Below are 21,900 nucleotides of genomic sequence, written 5' to 3' on the forward strand. Positions count from 1 at the left end.
CCCCGCTACAGAGGGGATATCGACGTATTAAGTCGCGAATATCGTCGCCGTATACACCTCATGGACTGAGGTCGCGGCAATCATCTGTTTCGCTCGCGAACAATAAAAAAACAGGGAGTGGTTTCACTTGGCAACAAGTGGCGAAGCAGAGATGGTCAAGTCGATTCGCATTCAACGCCGCGGCGCACGCTCGGCGTTTCATCATGCTGTCAGTCTGTACTTGCTGGCGTGGGGTGTTCCCTCGCTGGGCGCAGGCATTGTTCCTGACAGCGGAACTGTAACGAGCGTCGTGTCTGGCGCCGGTGGCCGGCAGGTCGTCAATATCGCGCCTGCTGTATCGGGGGTGTCGCACAACACCTATACGCAGTTCAATGTCGGCGCGCCCGGTGCCACCCTTAACAACGTCGGCATCAATGCGCGCACCATCGTCAATCAGGTGACGAGCACGAACCCGAGCCTCATCTCGGGCGAGCTGTCTGTGGCCGGGCCCATGGCCAACGTCATTTTGGCCAACCCCAATGGCATCACGGTCGACGGCGGATCTTTCGTCAATACCGGGCACCTGGCATTGTCCACCGGGAGCGTCAGCTTTACCGATATACAGACCGCGCCTGGGCGCTATCAGCGCAATGTCAACCTCGATACGAGCAACGGCACCATTGTGGTGGGGCCGAAAGGTTTGACCGGTACGCTGATTGGGCTGGACATGCTGGCCAAGAACATCAGCGTCCAGGGGCCTATCACCAATGCGTTCTCCTCTCCGACGGCTTTCACGCGGCTGACGGCCGGCACGAGCCATGCCGTGATCGATACCGGTCTGTCCCCGACCGACAATGGTCACGATTGGCTGCAGCTGACCCAGCCCAGCCAGTCACAATCGGCAAACAGTTATGCCATCGACATCTCGGCAGCAGGCAGTTTGACCAGTGGCCGCATTCAGCTGATCGTGACTGACAAGGGGACAGGGGTGCGCAGCGCCGGTGCATTGAATGCGTCGTATGGTGACTTCGTGCTGACGTCGAATGGCAGCGTGCAACTGACGAACGCAGCCCTGATGGCCGCCAACAACGTGAACCTCAATGTGCAGGACGCGGTGCAGCTTGACGGCGTCAATGCCAAAGCCAGCAGCGGCGGATTCAGCATTGCGGCTACCGGCAACATTGGCTTGTCTGAAAGCAGTGTGGTCGCCAACGGCGCAGTGGTATTGGGCGGCGCATCGGTTGTGCTCCAAAACACCGGTTCTGGCACCAGCACGCTGGCATCCGTCAACAACGGCGTGCTGATCAAGAGCGCGGGCGACATCTCGAACGTGAACACGCTCGTTCAGGGCAGTACGAGTATCAGCGGGAACACGGATTCACTTGGCGCCGTCACCTTGAACGCTGGCGGCAACGTCATCAACCAAACGACACCTGGCAGTCAGCTTGGCATCCTGTTTGGCCAGAGTGGCGATGTTTCGATCACGGCGGCTGGCGGCATCACCAACCGGAATGCCCGCATCCTGTCGAATCAACAGGTCATCCTGTCGGCGGGTGGAGATTTTCTCAACGTCATTGACCACACCAATGGTGTCAATGGGGGCGAGCCTGTCACGTACTCGAATCGCGGCACGCGCTGGCTGTTCTTCTCCAAGCGCGAATCCGGCCTGACGGTCGACTATGGTGCGGTGGTGGACCCGACGCATCTGTCGTACATCACTGCAGACGGTGGCAATGTCAGGATCACCGCCAACAACGTCGTCAACGACGGTGGGTCGATTCTGTCGAACAATGGCGACATCACGATTCGTGCGGCCGGTGCACTGACCACTTCCGCAGCGTTTACCGGGCAGGCGAGCTTTGGACAGAGTTGCCTGTTCTTCTGCCGCTACAACGCGTCAAGCACCGTGCAATCGTACGGTGGCGTCATGCAGGCCGGCGGCAACATTGCGCTGACCGCGGGAAGCCAGATCCTCAATCTGGGGGGGATTGTTCAGGCCATCGGTACGCTGCAGCTCTCGGCACCGAAGGTGATCGCGCAGGGTGTAGCGGGCTACACGGCATTCATGCGCGCGCATGACATGAAATCCTGGTTTGGCAATAACTGGGCGGCCATCTACCGGGCAGACACGGGCGGGATCTTCCAGGCGGGCGGCGGGCAGATTCAGGTCGTTGGCGAGGCCGACATCAACGGCGGGCTATTCGGGGCGCCGAATGGCGTGCAGGCCAGCAACGGCGTAGTCACCATTCGGGCAAGGTCGCGCACGCCAGTCACGATTCAGAACCACCTGGGTCTGATCTCCTGGATCGGGTTCTGACATGCGGCGCATCGGATTGGTCGCCGGGATGGCGGTATTGAGTGTGTCCGGCGCATTCGCCCAGGCGTTGCCGCCTGCCGCTTTGGTGCCGGCGCGTCCTGAGCAGGACCCCGCCCAACGCTTGCTGCAAGACCAGCGGGCCCGTGAGCGCCAGCAGGAGGCAGAGCAGGCACCTGCGCAGATCGCGGTTCCTCAGGCGCCTGCTGTTCCAGACATTCCCAAGGGGGCGGACGTCGATTCCTTGCCCGACGTGGAGCCGATGTTCGTGATCCGTGAGGTGGAATTCACTGGGGACACGGTACTTTCCCAGAAGGACATGCAGGCCGTTGCTGCACCGTTCCTGGGGCATCGGCTTGGCAAGAACCGGGTGAACCTGCTGTTGCGACGGGTGACCGAGGCGTTCATCGAGCGTGGCTATATCACGACGCGCGCATACCTGGGGCCGCAGAACCTTGCCTCTGGCGTGCTCAAGATCAACGTCATCGCGGGCCGTGTTGGGGGCTACACCCTGAACGGGACACCGTTACGGCCGCTGCCGGTGCACGCACAGTTCTTCCAGACCGAAGGTGGCGGCTTGCTGACCGACGCCGGAACAGCCTGGGCATTCAGCGATGGCGTTGGCGACGTATTGCGCCTGCCTGATCTGGAGCAAGGCGTAGACCAGATCAACCGTTTGCGCCGCAATCAGGCGGAGATCCAGATCCTGCCCGGCCAATCGCCCGGGGACTCGGTGATTGCCATTGCGAATCGGCCTGGGGATCGCTTCTTCTACGACGCCGGGCTCGACAACTACGGCAGCTCCCAGACGGGACGGCAGCGCTATCGGTTTGGTGCAGAAGCGGACAACCTGATCGGCTTGCAGGAGTCGTTCGGTCTGAACTACGTCGGTACGAAGGACAGCAATGCGCTGGTCTTCTCCACCGCCGTGCCGGTGGGGTACCAGACCTTCAGCTACACCACTTCGGTGTCGGAATATCAGCAACTGATTGGTGACGTGGCGTTGCTGCAGGGCCGGTCGTTCAGTCAGATTCTCGGCTGGAACTCGGTGCTGAGCCGGTCCCGAGCAGGGCGATTCAGTTTCGACCTGACTTTCACCAAGACCCGGTCCGAACGCAGCGTGAACGGGCTGGAGTTGAATCCGCAGAATCTTTCGGTGGTGCGAGCGGCGCTCAACGGCTTTGCGCGCTTCACCTCGGCGGGCCAGCCTGCCACGGTGACCTACGAGGCAGGCTACTCGCGCGGCGTGCCCTGGCTGGATGCCGACCACGATGCATCGGGCATTGCCAGCACGGATGCGCATAGCCAGTTCAGCAAGCTTGACGCCACCGCAACGGTGCAGATGACAGCAGGCTCCGTCGGCCCAACGTCGTGGGCGTATCGCGGCACGCTCCATGGCCAGTTGAGCCGTGTGGCGCTGTTCGGGACGCAGCAGATCTTTCTGGGCGGGATGAGTTCCGTGCGCGGCTTCACGGAAGGCGGCATTGCTGGGGACAGCGGGGTGTATGCCCGCAACGAGCTGGCCTGGCAAAACGCCCCGGTCTGGCGCGACGCCCGCATTGAACCCTATCTGTTTCTGGACGGCGGCAAAGCGCACTTGGTTGCGCAGGGCGGCTGGCCGACCGTCGCCGGCACCGGAGCTGGTGTGCGGCTGCAATGGAAATTCCGCAAGCAACTCATTACCAGTGAGTTGCTGCTGGGCAAAGCCGTGCTGCAGCCGGCTGCGCTGGGCAAGAAGGCCACCGTGTTGTTGGCCACCCTCAATTGGTCGATGTAATCCAGGGGATTGATGATGAATGACCGCAAAACCGCCCGCATGCTGCGTGGCGCATTGATATCCGGCCTGCTTGTCCTGAGTGCACAGCATGCGTGGGGCGCTAACAAGGCCGTTGCACCGGCGGCCGATGCCGGACCGTTGCCGGCCGGTGTTGTGGCACGCGTGAACGGCACACCGATCACGCAACAACAGGTCGACCAGACCATCGCCGCTGCCAAGGTTGCCGCAACGCCTGCGGTTCGAGAAGCCGTGAAGAACCAGCTGATCGCGCAGGAACTGTTCCGGCAGGCAGCGGAGAGGGGGCGCTACGACACACGCCCCAATGTGCGTGCCGCCATGGAGCAGGCCAAGACCATGGCCATGACGCAGGACTACCTGCGTGATGCCGTGAAGCCGGCGCCGGTGTCCGATGCCGACGTGCGTGCCAAGTACGACCTGATCATCGGCACCCTGGGTGAGGTTGAGTACAAGCCCAGCGCCATCGTGGTGAAGGATGCGGACACCGCTCAGAAGGTGCTCGACCAGATCAAGAAGGGAACGGACTTCGCCCAGTTGGCCAAGCAGTACAGCCAGGGCCCGTCGGCCGCGCAGGGCGGCGCCCTGAACTGGGTGTCGTTCAAGCTTCCGCTTGAAGCCGGCAAAACCCAGAACTGGCCGCTGCCGTTGGCGACGGCACTCACGCAACTGCCGGAAGGGGCGGCCTCCGCTGCGCCCGTTCAGGTGGACGACGCGTTCTGGATCCTGCGCGTCGATGCCAAACGGCCGACCCAGATTCCGCCGTATGACCAGATCAAGGACGTGCTGCGCAAACAGCTCGAACAGGTCGAGGTGCAGAAGGCCACCACCCAGGTTGTGGTGGACCTGATGAAGAACGCCCGCATTCAGCAGTAACGACGGTATCGAAGGCGGCTGAATCAGGTCGCCCGCAAGGCCCGCGCACCGCTCCAGGGAGGAGGGGCGCGGACAGCCATCGCCCGAAAAAGAAGCGCAGAGCACGATATGAACACGCGCCAGCAAACACAGTTTCGCCAACTCGAACAAGCCGATCTCGCCCGGAATACCGGGCGTGCGGATGCCATGTTTCCGCCTCAGCACGTGGGGCAGGACATTGCTCGTCGGCGGCCAATGTGGACGCGGGCGTTGGCTGGTTTGGTTGCGGTGTTCATGTGGCTGAGTCCGCTATCGGTCACCATCGAGCAAAGCCGCAGCGCAGCCGGCGAATTGAATGCGGGGGCACACCCGCTGAGCGCGGAAGGCTGGGGCGATGTCGTCGCCATGGTGGCATTGCGTATTCGTCTTGTCTGGCGCGTGGCACAGGCCGCGCCAATCGTTGATCCGAACGCACCCATTGCGTTTCGCCCAGGCGTGACGCAAACCACGGGGGCAGGCGGCGGGGTGCCGGTCGTCAACATTACGGCGCCCAATGCGGCCGGCATTTCGCTCAACCAGTTCCAGAACTTCAACATCGATCCGGTTGGGTTGATTCTCAACAACAGCCTGACCGGCGGCACCTCCCTGACAGGCGGGCAACTGGGCGGCAACCCGAACCTCAGTAACCGCTTCGCCAACACGATCATCAACGAGGTCACGTCGACTGGCGCCGCATACGCCAGCTTGCTTGCGGGCCCGCTTGAGGTATTTGGTGCACCCGCCACCGTCATCATTGCGAACCCGAACGGCATCACCACGCAGGGTGTGGGGTTCACCAACACGCTGGGCGTGACGCTGAGCACCGGCAAGCCGCAGTTTCTTTCCGGCCCGAACGGTAGCCCCACAGACTTTACGAACGCGCAGGCCATTGGCTACAACGTCACGAGCGGCCATATTCAGATCGAGGGCAATGCGGGCGTGAACGGCCCCGGCCCAGGCATTGAGGGCACGGTCGGCACCATTGATTTGATCGGCCAGACCATCGGTATCAACGCGCCGCTCTATGCGGGCTCTCGCGTCAACATCATCACGGGTCGCCAGTTTGTGGCGCCGACTTCGACGTCGGATAGCGGAACGGTCTACGGCACGACATCCAACGGCACGACCAACACTGCAACGGCAATCAACGCGGCAAACGGTGGCGCCAACAACGGTTATGCGGTTGACGCAACCGCATTCGGCGCGGTGACGGCAGGGCAGATTCAGGTGGTCGGTACGGCGGCCGGCATGGGTGTGCGCATGGATGCGCAACTGGCCGCAAACGCGGGAGACCTGAACATCGCGTCCAACGGCGATGTCTCGCTGGCGGGCACGGCTGCGCAGCAGCAGGCGAACGTGCAGGCGGCTGGCAATGTATCGCTCAGCGGCACGCATCTTGGCGTTGGCGGTTACTCCATCACCGCCGGCGGCGATGTCACGTCAAGCGGGGTGATCCAGTCGGGTGGTCAATTGACGGCCACGGCGGGCGGCAACGTGAACGTGGCCAGCACGCAATCCAATGCCAGTACAGCACTCTCTGCCGGTGCGAGCCTGCAGGCTGGTGCAGTGCAGAGTGGCGGGGCGCTCAGTTTGAGCGCGGCTGGCAACGACGGCACGGGTGATGTCTCGATCTCTGGTGCAACGATTGCCGCCAATGCCGCCACGGTGTCTGCTGCACGAGACATCAACGTGACGGGCCAACTGGCCGCGACATCGGTTTCAGCGCAAGCCGGGCGGGATGTTGCTGTTCAAAGCGGGGCATCCGTTCTGTCTTCAACGGATACGACCCTGTCCGCTGGGCGCAATCTTGTCGCGCAAGGCACCGTGAAGAACGGCGGCGCGTTGTCGGCAAGCGCAGCACAAGGCATGACGATCGGTGGGGAGACGACTGCTGCCGGCAACGTCACCCTCAACGCCGGTGGCGATGCGCAGATTACAGGTGCACTCACAAGCGGCGGGGCCACGTCGGTCAATGCGGGCGGCAATCTTGGCATCAGTGGGTCCCTCCTGGGAGCGACCGACGTGAGCCTGACCGCAGCGCGCTCGATCAATATTGCGGGCGCGTTGACGGCGCAGCAGAACGGCCGTTTGCAAGCGGGTACCGATCTCACCGGTGGTGGTGCGCTCGGGTTTGGGCAGAGTGCGAATCTGCTGGCAGGCGGCAATGTCTTCCTGACCGGGAAGCTGTTGTCGAACAACCTCTCCGTTCAAGCCGGCAACAGCGTGGGCTTGCAGGACGTCCAGGTGGGCGGGCCACTCTCCATCACTGCACAAGGTACAAATGGAGGCGGTGACATTGCATTGAACGGCAACGTTGCAGCAGTGGGTGCGACTACGGTGACTGCGCAGCGCGATATTGCCGTCAACGCAACCGTAGCCGGTGGCGATCGCGTCGACTTGAGCGCAGGCCGCACTATCAGCGTTGGTCCCGCAGGTGGTATTCAAACGGTCAAGTTGCTCAACCTGAACGCGACGAACGGTGACATCGTATCGACGGGCCAACTGGCCGTTGGTGACGCATTGAATGCCAAGGCCGGCAACGATGTCAGTCTTGGCGGCAGCACCAACGCGGTCGGCAATGTCGCCGTCACTGCGGGGCACGATATCGCGTTGACTGGAGCGGCTTCGACCAAGGGCAACACGCAGTTGAGCGCGGGCAACAACGTCAGCCTGGCAGGGACAACGGCGGCAAGCGGGAGCGTGACGGTCAGTTCCGGCGCAGATACGCAGATCACCGGCGCACTCGCGAGTGGTGCGTCGACGTCTGTCACCGCAGGCGGCAATCTTGCCATCGGCGGCTCTGTTTTTTCCGGTGCGGACGTCAACCTGACCGCAGCACGTGCGATCGATATTGCAGGCACGCTGACAGCGCATCAGAGCGGCCGTGTGCAAGCAGGCACCGATCTGACAGGGGCGGGAGCACTTGGATTTGGCCAGAACGCTAACCTGCTCGCGGGTGGCAATGTTGCCCTAACGGGGAAATTGCTATCGAACAATCTTGCGGTCGTGGCGGGCAATAGCGCGAGCGTGCAGAACGTTCAGGCGGGCGGCGGTGTTTCCGTGGTTGCCCAGGGTGCAAACGGCAACGGCGATGTTGTCTTCAATGGCAGCAACGCTGCAGTGGGCGCGGTTGCCGTCACAGCGCAACGCGATGTTGCAGTGAACGGGGCACTGGCAGGTAGTGACCGAATGGATTTGGCCGCAGGCCGGAGTATCGGCATTGGTGCGGGTGGAAGCGTTCAGTCCACCAAGGCAACCACCCTGAATGCGGCCACGGGCGACATCACGTCCGCCGGCCAACTGATCGTGGGCGACACGCTGACCGCCAAGGCCGGCAATGATGTCACGCTGGCCAACGGTAGCAACACGGCGTCGACGTCAGCCATCTCCATCAACGCCCAGGGCGACGTTGCGGTGAACGGCGCCCTGGCGGGCAATGATCGGAGCGATCTGGCTGCTGGCCGAAATCTCAATGTCGGTGCAGGTGGCAGCATTCAGTCAACCAAAGCCGTCACCCTGAACGCGACGACGGGAGACATTGTCTCTGCGGGCCAGCTGACCGTGGGCGACACGTTGACTGCCAAGGCCGGCAGCGATCTCACCCTCGGGGGCAGCACCAGTAGTGTCGGCAATGTCGCGCTGGACGCGGGGCACGATCTCGCATTGACGGGGGCGACTTCCACGAAGGGCAATGCGCAACTGACGGCGGGCAACACGGCCAGCCTGAGCGGCACGGCGGCAGTTGCCGGCAATACGACGATCCAGTCCGGCGCGGATACGGTCGTTGGTGGGAGTGTGCAGACCAATGGTTTCAGCGCTGTTGCAGGCGGTTCGATCAGTCTGAACAACGTTCAGGCCAATGGGGATCTCGTTGCACAGGCGAAGGGTACGACTGGTGGCGGAGACATCACGATTGCCGGCAACGTGCGGGGCGTTGGTGCCGGCACGCTAACGGCTGCCCGGGATGTCACGGTCAATGGAACCCTGCAGACGGCCTCTGCGCTCACGCTGGATGCCGGCCGCAACACGACGGTTGCTGGCGCGGCGCAATCGAATGCCGATGTGACGCTGCTGGCCCGTGCAGGTTCGATCAGCGGTACAGGCAACATCTTGGCCGGCGGCAATCTTGCCGCCAATGCGGCGCAAGCGATCTCGCTGGCAGGTACAGCGTTGACGAAGGGCAATGCGCAACTGGTGGCCGGCAGCAACGTCAGTGTGGGTGGTACGACCACGGCACTGGGCAGCGTGACCGTTCAGTCCGGCGGCGACACACAGATCAGCGGTGCACTCGCCAGCGGTAGCACGACATCTTTGACGGTGGGCGGCAATCTGTCGGTCGGCGGTTCTGTTTTTGCCGGCACCGATGCAACGTTGAATGTCGTCCGCGGCTTCAATCTCTCGGGGCAGTTGACGGCGCAGCAGAACGGTCGGGTGCAGGTTGGCACCGATCTGACTGGTGCGGGTTCGTTCGTATTCGGCCAAAGCGGGAACCTGCAGGCTAGCGGCAACGTTGCCCTGACTGGAAAGTTGCTATCGAACGATCTCGCGATTCAGGCGGGCAATAGCCTGAGCCTGCAGGACGTCCAGGCTGACGGCGCCCTGACCTTGAGCGCGCAGGGCACGAACGGCAGCGGAGACATCACGCTCAACGGCAACACTGTGTCAAAGGGGGCCACAGCCCTTACGGCGCAGCGTGACATCGCCATCAATGGTGCGCTGGTCGGCGGTGACAAGGTGGACTTGGCTGCAGGCCACAGTCTCAATGTCGGCGCGAGCGGCGGCATTCAATCAGCCAAGGCGCTCACGCTGAATGCGACGACTGGCAACATTGCATCGGCTGGTCAGTTGATCGCGGGCGACACGTTGACCGCCAAGGCTGGCAACAATGTCACGTTCGCCAGCAACAGCAGCACCGCAGCAACGGGCGCCGCCACAGTCACGGCCCAGGGTGATATTGCCGCGAATGGCGCACTGGCCAGCGGCGATCAGGCTGCCTTGAGTGCGGGGGGAAATATCAATGTTGGTGCTGCCGGCAAGGTTCTGACGGCCAAGGCGCTCAGCCTGAATGCGGCAAATGGCGATATCGCATCGGCCGGGCAGCTCACCGTTGGCGATACGTTGACGGCCAAGGCGGGCAACGATGTTGTGCTCGGCGGCAATCCGGGTGCAGCGGGCAGTTTCAATACTGCTGCAGTGGGCGCAGCGTCCATCACGGCGCAACGCGACGTCGTCGTGAACGGCACGTTTGCGGGCGGCGACCGGGTGGACCTGGCTGCAGGCCGGGGCATCAGCGTGGGCACGGGTGGCGGCGTTCAGGCAACCAAGGCGCTGACCCTGAATGCAGCCAACGGGGACATGACCTCCGCTGGCCAGTTGTCTGCCGGCGGACCGTTGTCCATTACCGCGAGCAACAACGTCACATTCGCAGCCAATAGCACCACGGCCGCAGCAGGCGCTGCCACGATCGCGGCACAGCGCAACGTGGCCGTGAATGGAGCGCTGACCGGCGGTGATCAGATTGGCCTGACTGCGGGCGCGGGGATCAACGTCGGTGCCACCGGCAGCATCCAGTCAATCAAGGCGCTCAACCTGAGCGCCGCCAATGGGGACATTGCCTCTGCTGGCAAGTTGACCGTTGGCGACACGCTCGCGGCCAACGCGAGCAACAACATCAGCCTGGGTGGCACAACCGCGGCTGCTGGCAATGTCACGCTCAACGCCGGTGCGGACACTGCAGTGGGCGGGAGCTTGCAGTCCGGCGCCCTCAGCGTCGTTGCAGGCGGTTCGGCCAGTCTGAACAACGTTCTGGCCAATGGGGACCTGACTGTTCAAGCGAAGGGCACTGCCGGTGGTGGAGACATCACGCTCACGGGCAACGTGCAGAGCACGGGTGCGGGGGCATTCACCGCAGCCCGGGACATCACCGTCAACGGTAGCTTGCTGACGGCCTCAACGCTCACCCTGGATGCTGCGCGCAACGCGGCGAATACCGGTGCGATGCAATCGAATGGCGGCATGACGCTGCTGGCGCGCACGGGCTCGGTGTCCAACACGGGCAATGTGCAGGCTGGCGGCAATCTTGCCGTCAATGCAGCACAGGCGATTGTGCTTGGCGCACAGTCGACCACGGCACAAGGCAACGTCTCGCTAACGGCGGGCACCGACATCTCGCTTGGTGGCACGCTGGCTGCGCAGGGTAACGGGTCACTGACGGCCGGAGGGGCGATTAGCGGAGCCGGAAGCACCGCGTTCGGGCAGGCGGCAACGTTCCAGTCGGTGGGTGACATCAACCTGTCTGGTCCCGTGCGCGGCGGTACCGTGCAGGTGACGGCGGGCGGCAATGGAACCCTGCACGATGTGCAGGCCCAATCAGCCATGACGTTAAGTGCCGGGCAAGACCTGAACCTGACCGGCCCCATTGCAGCTGGTGCGGGCATTGCGGCCACGGCCAATGGAAATCTCAACAACAGCGGCATCCTTCAATCGGCCGGCGACACCACGTTGACGGCAAAGACCGGGTCGGTCACGTCGACGGGCGCCATCATCAGCCAAGGCGGGCTGACTATCCAGGGCGGAACAGACATCAACCTTGGCCAGACGGCAAGCGCCGCAGCCAACGTAACGTTGACCAGCGGCCGCAACCTGGTGTTGAGCGGCGCACTAAGCGGGCTGGGCACCGGCACGTTGACTGCCGGACAGGACATCAGCGGCACGGGCACCGCCATGTTTGGCGGGCGCACGACACTGACCTCCGGTGGCAACATCACCCAAGGTGGGTTGATCCAGGGGCAGTCCGTTCAGGCGGTCGCGGGCAATAGCCTGAGCGTGAACAATGTCCAGTCGGCTTCAACACTCAACTTGCAGGCGCAGGGCAATGGTGGTGCCGGTAGCGTTCAGGTGAACGGTACGGCGGCTGCCGGTGGCGCAGTGCAAGTGACTGCAGCGCAGGAAGCGACGGTTGGCGGCAAGCTCGAAGCAGGGTCGACGCTGACCGTGAATGCGCAGGGGAACATCGGCGTTGGCGGGGCCATGCAATCCGGTGGCGCACTGTCGCTGCAGGCGCAGCAGGGTAGCCTCAATGCAACGGGTGGCATCAGCAGCGGCGGCAATCTGTCCATTACCACCGGTCAGGACCTGTCTCTGGGGGCCAGCACGAGTGCAGTCGGCACCTTGCTCCTCAATGCCGGGCGCGATGCTGCATTGAACGGCGTGCTGGTTGGTAACGCGGATGGCGCCATCACTGCCGGCCGGAACATCACCGGTGCAGGCACGCAGGCTGTGGCGCAGGCGTTGACCCTGTTGGCTGGCCAGGACGTGTCTCTCACCAACGCGCTGCAGGCCAACAGCGTTCGCGTGAACGCTGGCAACAACGCGACGCTGAACAACGTTCTGTCTTCCACCACCCTTGCGATCACGGCAAACGGCAACGCCGGGGCCGGCGACGTGCTGCTGACCGGAACAGCCGGTGCACCGGGCTCGATCCTGCTGCAGGGCGCGCGCGACGTACTGGTCAACGGCGCAGTGACTGGCGGCGCAGATACGCAGCTTCTTGGCGGCCGGAATGCAACGGTGGCGAGTGCGGTTCAGTCCGCCGCAGACATCGTCCTGCGTGCTCAGAGCGGTAGCGCAACGGTCACTGGCAGCCTGGCGACCAATCAGGCGCTTTCCGTGTCGGCCGGGCTCGATGTCAACCTGGCAGGGCAAACTTTCGCAGCCGGCGCGTTCCTGGCGCAGGCCGGTCGTGACATTGCGCTGACAGGCGCAGCTGCCGGTCAGCTCGACGGCACGCTGACTGCCGGCCGCAATGTGACCGGCGCGGGGAACGCCGCGTTTGCGCAGTCGGCCACCGTGACTGCCGGGCAAGACATCAGCCTGACTAGCGCTCTGCAAGGCGCAAGCGTGTCAGCAACGGCTGCCAACACGGCAGCGTTGGGTACCGTGCAGGCCGTGAACGGCAAGCTGGCCGTGACTGCCAATGGCGCCGCGGGTGGCGGTGATGTCTCCATTGCGGGCGCAGCCACATCCACCAGCGATCTGACGCTGAAAGGTGCACGCGATGTGAGCGTGACTGGGGCTGTCAACAGCGGTGGTATTGGTTCGGTACAGGCCGGGCGCAACGCGACCTTTGCAAACGCACTCAACACTGTGGGGGACCTGTCCGTTGCCGCCAACGCGGGCCAAGTCAGCCTCGCGACCGTGTCAACGCAGGGCAATCTGATCGCCACGGCGGGCACTTCGCTGTCGGCGACGGGACTCGTTGTCTCTGCGGGTTCCGCAAATGCGACTGCCGGCACGGACATGACGCTCACCGGCGGCGTCGCGGCACAGCACACGGGGACGCTGGCTGCGGGCGGCAACCTGAGTGCTGCTGCTGTGGCCTTTGGCGATCAGGCCAGCCTGTCGGCAGGCGGCAACATCAACATTACCAATGGCGTTGCCACGAACGGCGCGCTGACTGCCACGGCGGGCAACAGCCTCACACTCGGTTCAGCGCAGGCCGGTGCGGCAATGACGCTGGCCGCGAACGGGCAGGCCGGCGGCGGTGACATCTCGGTTGCGGGGACTACCGTGGCGGGGGGGCTGCTGTCGATGACGGCGGCACGCGATATGTCGCTCTCGGGCGCGGTGCTTGGCTACAACGCCGCCAACCTGACAGCCGGGCGGAATCTAGCCATTGGCGGGGCGTTCGGGACCAATGCGAATACCACGCTTGCGGCAACAACCGGCAACCTGAGTGTGGCCGGTCCGCTGACGACCGGCGGCAACCTGAAGGCAACCTCCGGCGGCGGCTTGGCGTTGTCGGGCGGCTTGGTCAACGGTGACACGGCTCTGACCGCACAAGGCGGCGTGACACTCACAGGCAATCTGCTTGGCCTTGGCGCAGCAACCGTCAACGCCGGTGGTGCGATCGCTGGTGGCGGCGCATTGAGCTTCGCCAAAGACACCAGCTTGCAAGCCGGCAGTGGTATCACGCTTGGCGGCATCGAAACTGCCGGAAAGCTCACGGCAACGGCAGGCGGCGACATCGCGCTGGGCGCGACCACTGCGGTGGGCGACGTCAAGGTGCAGTCGACCGGCGGTAGTGCAACGTTTGGAGGGCAGGTTGCCACGGGCGGCAACCTCAATGTGTTGGCTGCGCAGAGCGTGTCTGCCACGAGCGGCGTTTCCGCCGTGGGCAATGTCAGCATGACCGGCACACAGGGCAACGTGACGGTCGGGGGCGTCTCTGCCAACGGCGATGCGACGCTGCAAGCCGGTCAGACGCTGGCGCTGTCCGGCACCAGCACGGTGGCCGGCCAAGTTGGCTTGAGCGGGAACAACGTCACGTTGACCGGTACGCTGGCTGGGTCTAAAGACGTCAACGTCACAGCGCAGGGCACGCTTGACAGCAGCCAGGCGCAAATCGTGTCGACCGGCAATACGACGTTGACCGGTGCCAATATCAACGCCGGCAACGCGATTGTTGGCGGTGCACTCAACGCGCATGCCAGCAATCAACTGTCGTTGACCGGCCAGAAGGTGCTGGCTGTCGGCAACGCCACGCTGGTGGCGGGCGGCGCGCTGTCCAATGCCAGCAGTGTGCTGGCGGGCGGCAATCTTAACGTTGCAGCCAACACGCTGACGAACGCGGCCGGTGCATCGCTGGCTTCCACGGGCACGACCACCGTGACCGCGGGCACTCTGAACAACGCCGGTATCGTCAACGGCGGCACAACCAATGTTGTGGTGAGCAACGCGCTGACCAACACTGGGTCGCTTCTGGGTCTGAACGCTCTCAACATCACGACTGGCACGCTCAAGAACCAGGGCGGGCTGATCTTTGCAGGCAACCCCAGTTCCACAGCCGGGCCGACCACGGGTGACTTGTCATTGACCGTCACTGGCGGCAACGGCACGTTCACCAACACCAGCGGCAACATTCTGGCCCAGCGGAACATGGGGCTCTCGATAGCCAACATGGCCTTCGACCCCACGCAGCAAGGCACCATCAGCCAGGGCGGACTGCTCAACATCAACGCTGGGTCGATCTACGTTTCGGGCACGTGGAACCTGGGCGGCCAAGGCGTGACCGCCAATGGCATCAACGGCTTCACCAATGCCGGCACGATTGCCGGCGCGACCACCGCAACGCTGGGCACCAGCGGCACGTTTACCAACGTGGGGCAGATCAACGCCTCGGATCTCACCATCAACGGGACGCTCTCCAACGCTGCCGGCGCACTGATTCACGCAGGGAACGCGTTGACGCTGAATGGCTCCGGTACGAACCGGGGCATCGTGGAGTCGATGGGTTCGCTCACCGTCAACGGCGGCTCGTTCGACAACCAGCTCGCCACGACGCAGGCCGCGGGCAATGTGACCTTCAACCTGAGCGGCACGCTGCAGAACACCGGCAGCACGATCACGGCAGGGAACAACGTGTCCATCACGGCTGCCAGTGTTGTGAATGACCAGACTGCACCGACTGGGCAGCAGACCGTGACGACGCAGGTCTCCAATCCATCGGTGCTGCTATCGAATGTGATTGGGACGGTCAACCCCAGCTCGGAAGACGCCAGCGGGCCTAATACAAACACCACGATCTACAACCCTGCGTTTGCGGCGACGTTGGGCTATCTGCTGGCGCCACTTGGCGCTGGCGCAAATTCGGCGACCACCGTAACGCTTGAAAATAGGATGGTGACCACGGGCTACAGTTCGGGCGATGCTGGTAACCCGAATTTTTCGTACAGATGGTCAGTTGTCTCTGCTCCAGATGGAGCGGGGCCTACCGTAACCTTGGCGTTGCCGAACGTCTATCAAACGACAACCACCCAAGTACCGGGCAAGTCGGGCGTCATTTCAGCTGGCGGATCGCTGTCGATTCAAGCGAGTTCCCTCTCCAATCGAGGTGGTCAGATCTCTGCGATTGGTGGGGCATTACTGAACGTTCAGTCGTTGAGTAACGGCGCTGTAGCACCAACGCTGGCCGCGCAAACGACCATTTCGGTCGATCAAGCTGGGCTGACTGCATTCCTCAATTCACTGGCAGGGTTGTCAGGCGGCGTGATCGTTCCAGGAACGGCGACGGCCGTAGATACGAACGCCTTGCCCGCCGGAACGCTGGGCCACGGGTGCTACTCGAGCTACGCCTGCACACTGACGACGACGGACAACTTTTCGTTCAATACTAGCGCGGCGGCGGCAGTAGCCTACGGTACTACCACTTACTCCATGCCGCTCGGCTTGATCGCTGCTGGCGGCAACCTCACGGTCAACGGCGGCAACCTCGTCAATGAAGGCATCCTCTACGCCGGCAACAACGTAGTGGTCAAAGCCGCAAGCCTGACCAACCAGGGCGGCAACCAGCAGAACTACTCGTCGCAAGTCGGTTGTGCCTCGGGCGTGCCAGACACGGCCTGCGGTACAGCGGGCAATCCGCGTGGCAACAATCCGAACACCAACACGTTCAGCTACAGCCAGCAGAATGCCTCCATCTATGCAGGGCACGATCTGGTCATTGCCGCAGGGCAAGTCAACAACACCTACGGCAACCTGATTGCAGGTCATAACGTTGTGGTGGGCGGTGTTGGCTCGACGGCCAGTTCGACCACGCCGGCACAAAGCCTGACCAACACGTCGGGCAACATCGTTGCCGGTAACAACGTCCAGTTGAACGTTTCTGGGGCGATCACCAACACGCTGCCGCCGCCGGTGACGGTGCACCAGAACTACGGCACGCAGGAGCAATACGCTGGCTGCATGACCGCCAACGGCTACAAGGAAAGCTACTGCGAAGGCTATGTCGAGCAGCAGTCCGGGGGCTCGTCCGTCATCTCGGCGGGCAACTCGCTTACGCTGAACGCCGGTTCACTGACCAACGTCGGCAGCCTGATCTCGGCGGGTGCAAACGCCACGATCAACGTCACCGGCCCGATCGTCAACAGCGCACAAACGCTGAATGCCTATTGGCACTCGCACTGGGTGCAAGAGACAGGCATGTTCAGCAGCGACAAGCGCCACGACATCTGGGCTTGCGGCTCTGCAGATCAGTGCGCGCAGTTGTATGGCAGCGCCTATACCGGCACGGGCGGCGTGATCAACCCGCCCACGCCGGTGGGCAACATTGCGGCCACCATCCAGGCACCGAACCTGAGCATCAGCTCGGGCGGGCAGATCCAGAACGTGGGCAACGTGCTGGGTACCAGCGTGTCGCTGGCGGGCCAGCGGTTGATCAACGGCATCACCACGGCCAACACCTACACGCCGCGCGTGAACGCGCCGTCGCAGGTGGTCTCGCTGTCGCCGTTGACCATGCCGGGGCTGAACCTGGGCGTGCCGCGTACGGTGGGGCGTGGTCAGTTGCCGACGCCGGTGCCGGGCAGGGCATCCTATGTGGATGGCGAGTTGAGCCCGGCGCTGTCCGCCGGCATCGGCCCGCAGACGCTGCTGAGCAACCTGCCGCCCAACCTGCAGCCCAGCTCGACGCTGTTCTACTACAACCCCGATGAAGAGAACCTGCTGTTGCAGCAGGCGGCACTGGCCCAGACGGGCCGGGCCAGCTTTATCGATGGTATCTCCACCGAGAGCCAACAAAACCAATCGGTCACGCAGATCGAGAAGCAGGTGCTGTACCAGAACGCGCTCAGCTACGCGCAGACCAACGGCCTGCAACTGGGCACGGCGCTTACGCAAACGCAGATCAACCAGCTTGATCAGCCGATGCTCTGGTACGTCGAGCAGACGGTGCCGGACCCAAGCTGCACGGCCACGGGCACCGCTACCTGCCCGACCATCACGGCGCTGATGCCGCAGGTGTACCTGCCGGCCAACACCAGCGCCATGTCCGCCGGCGGCAACATCAGCGGGCAGAACGTCACGCTCAACTTCAACCAAGACGGCAACGGCAGCATCCTCAACACGGGGAACATCAGCGCCAGCGGCACGCTTGCGGTCAACACCAACGCGCTGACCAACCAGGCGAACCAGGTCGACGTCGGCCAGATCTGGAACAGCGTCAGCGGCGGTTACGTCAACACCACAGGCACGCAAGTCCAGCCGGGCGGCTTCATGAGCGCCGCGAACATGGACTTGAACGTGCAGACGTTGCAGCAGGTGGGAGGCTTGCTGCAGCAGCTCAACGCAGACGGCACGGTCGACCAGGCCGGTACGCAGCAACTGCTGGCGAATCTGCAGCAGCGCCTGGGCACCAACTTCACGCAGACCGCGGTTGCGGACAACCTGCATCAGGATTTTGTGAAGGAGGGTGGGTCGTTTGGGCCTGAGCAACTGATAGCCATGGTGGCTGCGGTGGCGCTGTCGTGCATGCTTGGGCCGGAGGTCTTGGCTGGGTTTGATGCGTTGATCGACCCGATTGCGTTGGCGGCAATCAGCCCTGGGCTGATGGAGGCAGCAAGTGTGGCGTCGTACGCACTGGCTGCGGGTACCACGGCATTTGTTGCTAATAGCGCGAGCCAACTGATCTCTACCGGCAGGCTCGACATCGGGGCAGGCTTGCAAGGTGCGGCCGTTACTGCGCTGACGGCCGGGCTGACGCAAGGTTTGGTTGGTAACAGCGGGATCAACACGGTTGGCACTGTAACGGAGGCCAATCCCGCGACGACCTTGGCGAACCTGGGCAATACCGCCATTAACGTTGGTGAGCGTGGCTTGATCAGCGCAGGCGTTGCTACGGCAATCAACGGCGGGAGCTTCGGACAAGCGCTGGTAGGCAGTGTGACAAATGATCTGGCGGCAGTAGGAGCCAACTGGATCGGCGCCAACATTCCGGGGATCGGTGCTGGTGGAGCGAATCTCGGGACGGAGATCACAAACGCGCTGGCACACGCAGCTCTGGGGTGCGCTGCGCAGAGTCTCAACGGTGGGGATTGCGCTGGTGGCGCAATTGGTGGGGCTACTAGTGCGATCGTGTCGCCGCTGGTACGCGACGGCTTGTATGACGCCACTCAGACGGTGACTGGAACGACCAATGCAGATGGCTCGCTGACATTGACGACCAGCTACGACAACCGAACGTACAACACCATAACGACAGCCATCTCGATGCTGGCCGGTGGGACTCTGGCGGGCATGCTGGGGAGCAGTGTGACCAGCGCAGCTCGTGCGGCGCAGAACGAGGCGATCAATAACGCAATGAGCGCCAAGACGCGTACGCTCATGAATCACGCGTATAGCTTCGAAGGACAGCCCGCGAGCGCGTTGAATGGGACGGACGTTCGGCGAACCATCCTGGAACTGAACGTTGCGGCGCAGGATTCGAACCTTACGGTGCAAGAGCGCAACTGGCTTCACAATGCGGCGCTAAATGCCTACATGGCGGGCGTTCAGGCTGGCGTGCTGCCGGTGGGCGACGTGGGGCTAACCTATAACGCGCTGATTGGCTCGATGGCCTTCAGCGGTGGGGGCGTAGGCAGGCTGCCGAGCACTGGCTCTCAGGACAATATCTTGCCGACGACAACGGGTAGTCGAACCGCCGTGACGTTGGGTGGGAGTGGTGGAGGCAGCGCAGTTAGCCAAGCCGATCTCGATGCCTTAGCTGCGAATGGTGTGAAATTCAGTCCGCAAAATGTCGTCGCCACGGGTACAACGCAGAGTGGACAGATTGTCTTCTTGGAAACAGGCAGCACACGCGCAGGTCTGCAGCATATTGTTGATGCCCATGTAACTGATTTCGCTAACATTGGGGTTTCCGAGGAGCAAATTCCATCTGTGGTCATGCAAGCTGTTACTCGGGGCAACATCGTTGGCTATCAGGGTAGAGATGGCGGGAGGCCGATCTACCAAACAACTATTAACGGTCAGCCTCAGCGAATTGCTGTGACCGTTGGTAGCAACGGTTTTATTGTAGGCGCTAACCCTGCGGGGAGAGGGCAATGAAGGGTATTAAGTTGATGGCCGACTACCAGTGTTTTCCCCTTTGGGAGAATTCTCCGGGAGTTGCTGGGAATATTGATCCTAGAGATCTGCCGATTTCGCAGTCTCTTCAACAGAGACTGATGGCATGGGCTGAGAAATTTGACCTAACTCTCAATATGGATGACCCAGCGAGTTCCGATTTTGAAAGCGAGCAAGCGGCCAATGATTTCCGAAAGGAGGGGGATGCACTGGCCGAGCTATTGCAGATTGAACTCGGGGCGGCTTACGTCGTAACAAAGAAGCTGTGGTGAGTGCCGTGCGTCATGTCCTGAGCGCCAAGAGATAGATTTTGATCTGCTATTGACGCGCTAATTGGTTCGATGGCCTTCACGGTGGAGAGGGCGGCGGGCTGCCTAGTGGGGGCACTCAAGCCAATGTGTTGCCGACTAGAACCGGTAGTCGGTCGGCGGCGAAGTTGGGCGGAGCCCCAAACTCGGCAGCCTTTTGATGCTCTTGAATTCGAGGGCAAAGTTGGTGTGCCATTTAAAAAAAAGCACGCCATTGATTTGTCGGTAGAGTGCAATTTTACTCACAAGGTTATCGATAGAATTTCCATCTATAGATTGCCTGTCAACTTCATCCGTGACCCACACGCCTATGACCTTTTGAACGAATGCATTCTTTGCTTTAGCCTGCGTGATGTCGGTGATATTTTGTTCGTCTGTGAAATTAGCGAAAACGGCGAGCCATCAGATATTAGAGTTTCAAGTTGGGATAGCCTTGATAAAGGCATGGCAAGCCATTTGACATGTGTTTGGTCATCCTTTGGTCAGCATTCTGGCGTTCCCGCGTCAAACTAAAACCGCCTTGCTAAAACTCTTATTGACCCGGCAGACGTTGCTGGCAAAACACCTCAAGAAATTATTAGTATGCTCAAGGCGTTGGGTTGGTTCCGAAGGGGCCCGATCCTAGGGGGGCGTGGAGCCTATGTCGACCCTGTTACAGAGGAGCAGCGCGTGCTGGTCCGCCCAGCACCGCCATGCCCGCATTGCCATGTGAATGATCCTTCTGGCGGCAGACTGGATATCAACGGCAACCCTGTTCCGCCGGAATCACCAGACGCCCACTTACCATTGGGAATGCCATGAATTTTGAATGCCACGATTGGGTTTTTATCGGTATTGAGTTTGATTGGGGAAGTGGAGAGTCATACTTCCGAATGAGAGATGGTACCTCACGGGATCGAGCAATATTGGCTAGGAGAACGACTTCCGTCAGAGTTGCGAGGGAGCATCCCTGGGGGCGAAGTGTCAATGTCAATTCCATCAGGGAGGAGGTCTGCGATCAAGGTCGTTTGTTGGTGATCGAGATGCAGTCGGGTGACTTGGTTGAATATTCGGCTGACTCTTTTGAGTTGATCTGAAAGGCTATGACGTGACCGGTTGTTTCGAGTCCAGGTTGAAAGAGAGAATTCAACCCTGGCAAGGAGCAACCCAAGATGCCCCGCAAGAGCTTTACCCCCGAACAAATCATCGCGAAGCTGCGCCTCATCGAAGTAGCGATGGGCAGTGGCAAGACCGCTCAACTGGCCTGCAAGGAGGCCAGCATTTCCGAGCAGAGCTATTACCGCTGGCGCAAGGAGTACGGCGGCCTGCAGCACGACCAAGCCAAACGCTTCAAGGAGCTTGAGCGCGAGAACGCCCGGCTGCGCAGGCTGGTTGCCGACCTGTCGCTGGAGAAGGCGATGCTCAAGGAGGTCGCTTCGGGAAACTGGTGAGCCCCGAGCGACGCCGGCGCGCCGTGTGCATGCTGCAGGAACGGTTCGAGGTCTCGGAGCGTAAAGCCTGCCGCGTCGTGGGCCAGTCCCGGGCCGTACAGCGCTATGTGGCGACGGTGCGCGCTGACGAGGACGCACTCACGCAGGCCATCGTTGCGCTGGCGGCCGAGTACGGTCGCTATGGCTACCGACGCATCACGGCGCTGTTGCAGGCCAGCGGTTGGCAAGTTGGCCGCGACCGCGTGCAGCGCATCTGGCGTCGCGAGGGGCTCAAGGTACCGAAGAAGC

Annotated in this window: 5 protein-coding genes and 1 pseudogene; all 6 read left to right on the forward strand. The window is 62.2% G+C overall.

Translation table 11 applies throughout. The annotated features are described in order from the left end of the window. Nucleotides 1–151 precede the first annotated feature (151 nt). Nucleotides 152–2,296 (forward strand): two-partner secretion domain-containing protein, encoded by a 2,145-nt coding sequence (locus tag R2N11_RS23865; RefSeq protein WP_316682622.1) that lies wholly within the window; start codon nt 152–154, stop codon nt 2,294–2,296. 1 nt (nt 2,297) lies between these two features. Beyond that, entirely contained in the window at nt 2,298–4,070 is a 1,773-nt protein-coding gene (locus tag R2N11_RS23870) for a ShlB/FhaC/HecB family hemolysin secretion/activation protein (protein ID WP_430715472.1), read from the forward strand. A 15-nt stretch (nt 4,071–4,085) separates the two neighbouring features. Then, the gene (locus R2N11_RS23875; RefSeq protein ID WP_316682623.1) at nt 4,086–4,961 is read left to right on the forward strand and encodes a peptidyl-prolyl cis-trans isomerase; all 876 of its coding nucleotides are present in this window, start codon (nt 4,086–4,088) and stop codon (nt 4,959–4,961) included. A gap of 108 nt (nt 4,962–5,069) precedes the next feature. Continuing rightward, nucleotides 5,070–19,856, forward strand: coding sequence for a filamentous hemagglutinin N-terminal domain-containing protein (locus tag R2N11_RS23880; RefSeq protein WP_316682624.1), 14,787 nt, complete (start codon nt 5,070–5,072; stop codon nt 19,854–19,856). Continuing rightward, complete coding sequence (locus R2N11_RS23885) at nt 19,853–20,146, forward strand: hypothetical protein (RefSeq protein ID WP_316682625.1); 294 nt, start codon at nt 19,853–19,855, stop codon at nt 20,144–20,146. The genes R2N11_RS23880 and R2N11_RS23885 overlap by 4 nt, the downstream gene beginning before the upstream one ends. Nucleotides 20,147–21,333: 1,187 nt before the next feature. Further along, a pseudogene (locus R2N11_RS23890) lies at nt 21,334–21,900 on the forward strand (IS3 family transposase); the annotation flags it as partial.

It is taken from the genome of Ralstonia flaminis (assembly GCF_958415495.1).
Lineage (GTDB): Bacteria > Pseudomonadota > Gammaproteobacteria > Burkholderiales > Burkholderiaceae > Ralstonia > Ralstonia flaminis.